Genomic DNA, 2,177 nt, shown 5'->3' on the forward strand with positions numbered 1-2,177 from the left:
CCCCCCCCCACCAGGGGCTCCCTGCTGCACTCCCCGGGAACGGGCGGCACCGCGCACCTGCGCATAAACATCAAAGGCCCCCACGGCGAGCGCACGGCGGTGGTTTCGGGCCCGGCCGGTCAGGGGCACCTCACTGCGTGGGAGGGTTCCTTGGCCTGCACGCCGTCCTGCGTCAGGACGGGCCCGCCCCTCGGTGGTTGTTTCCCCGAGTCCTTGCCCGGGGCTGGAAGCGGCGCTCGTGAGGCTCGGATCGCGGGGTGTGACCCCGTTGTGTGCCACGTGACCGGAAGCAAGAGGGGGCCCCGAGCCGGTGGTGCTCCCTTGACGGACGCCGAGGGGACGTGCTGGTCACCAAGGGGCGCTGCGGATGCTGCCCTGCTCGAATTCGCCGCAGCAGCACGTGCCCGGGTAGGCACCTGCAGTACTGCTTTCCCTGCCCGTGCGGTTCTCCTCCGTGCGGTTCTTGACCGTGCGCTGGGACGCTCGCCGCAACGCCTTGGCGCGGTGTCCGGAACCGGTGCCGGAAAGGTGCTGACGCGGGAGCGGTCGGTGCGGGGGGAGCTGCTCTGGCAGACCCGGCCGGAGCCACCCAGAAGGGGGGGGCAGCTGGCCGGCAACGGCTACGCCCCGCGTCGAAGCCCCCAACCGGCGGCGGCCCCCTTCCCCCCACTGCCCGGTGTCCAGTGGTGCCAGGTAGCGCCCGGTGCTCTCCGGCGGCGGGCGCCTGCCCTGGCGGCACGGCATCCGGGTCAGCGTCTGCGCCGCCTGCGGGTTCCCGCGGCGTCCTGGGCCTTGCGGACAGGCTTGGGCCGGATAGCGTTGAACACCGTCATCGTCACCGACACCAACGGTGATTTTTTCAGGTCCAGGTTCTCATACCGCTCCCGGCTCTGGGAGACAATCCAGGAGACCATGTCCCCGCCATGCAGGTCCCGGACATCGGTGAGGATATCCGAGGCGTGGTAGCCGGACTTCGAACCAATCTCCATGACGCGGCCTCGCCCATCCGTGCGGTACACGAGCTGCAACTTCACGCGTTTGTCATGCCGGGCCTGGGAACGGGAAATTGACAGCAAGCGCCGATGGAGCTCGTGAATGCCCGCCAGGCGGCCCTTCGCGCGGGCCGTCTTGGGCATCTGGACACTGTACTGCCTGCCGCCCCCGGGGAAATCAGTGCTCGTGCTATGGAAGGACCCGCGGCGGGAAAGCCGTGCGAACGTGCCCCCGGTGTCTTCAGGGACCACCGTTTTCGTTTCCACCCCGGCCTTCGCACGGACCGGAACAAGATGCCCGTCCCTGCCGCGCCGCCGCGAGGGCATGTGCGTGACTTCACCGCGCTCAAACAGTTCGGTCAACGCCTCCCGGTACGCCTCGCCGCGGCTTTGCCCGGTCGCGACCTTACGCAACATCCTTTCCGAACGGCCCAGCCGCTCACCGAGCTCCTTCCACGTATACCCATACACGGCCTTCAAATGCAGGACCAGCTCTCCCGGGCCCATCAAGCCCGGATCAATAACGGCCATGGATCAATCCTCCGGGGTGAGGAACTCAGAAGCGAAAAACGCTGCATCCGTGCCCGCGCGGACCGCCCGGACACGCAAGCGGTCCCGGTCCTCCCGCGACAGCGGCGTCTTCACGTTCTCCAAGACCCCCTGCAGACGCAGACGCCCGATCCGCCCGTCGTCCCCTCCCCCGTACCGGGCCGGTTTCGCCCACCCCGGCACGAACGTCGTATAGATCGCGTCGCCATTAATACCCAGCAGCGTGTTCCCGGGAACCGCCAACGCCCCGGCCGTGTCCGCGCCCAACCCACTCGGGCCAAGAAGGACCTTCGCCCGGCCCCTCGCCCAGACCTGCACCGCCAACTCCGGCCGGTAAAAAGGACGATGCCGGGCAGAGACCGGGGCCGAGACCCTGTACACAAAAGCCTCGCCCTTACGTTCCATGCCCGAAAGAAACTCTGCCGGAACATCCCGCGGGTTCCACGCCACCACCGTTGAAGCCCTGCCCCGCGAGGCAAACGCACCGATCGTCTGGATCATGATCGCCCGCAACGCAGCACTAACGCCCGCTTTCACCGCGACAGGCATCTCCGGGTCATCCTCCACGGTCTCCCGGATCCGGATCACACGCTTCGCGAAGGTATCCAACGGCCGCACCACAACACGCCCACCCTC

1 protein-coding gene and 1 pseudogene are annotated in these 2,177 nt (G+C 68.1%); both read right to left on the minus strand.

Annotated elements, in window-relative coordinates:
• Positions 1-749: 749 nt before the first annotated feature.
• Positions 750-1,523 carry a hypothetical protein gene (locus J1902_RS18925; RefSeq protein ID WP_207617915.1) on the minus strand — a complete coding sequence of 258 codons (774 nt, stop codon included), beginning with the start codon at positions 1,521-1,523 and terminating at the stop codon, positions 750-752.
• Positions 1,524-1,526: 3 nt separating this feature from the next.
• Positions 1,527-2,177: pseudogene (locus J1902_RS18930) on the minus strand (hypothetical protein); the annotation flags it as partial.

Source organism: Arthrobacter cavernae (genome assembly GCF_017368795.1).
In the GTDB taxonomy this organism is placed as follows: domain Bacteria; phylum Actinomycetota; class Actinomycetes; order Actinomycetales; family Micrococcaceae; genus Arthrobacter; species Arthrobacter cavernae.

Coding starts and splice junctions, on each gene's coding strand:
- J1902_RS18925 (WP_207617915.1), bottom strand. CDS start 1,523: ATGGCCGTTATTGATCCGGGCTTGATGGGCCCGGGAGAGCTGGTCCTG.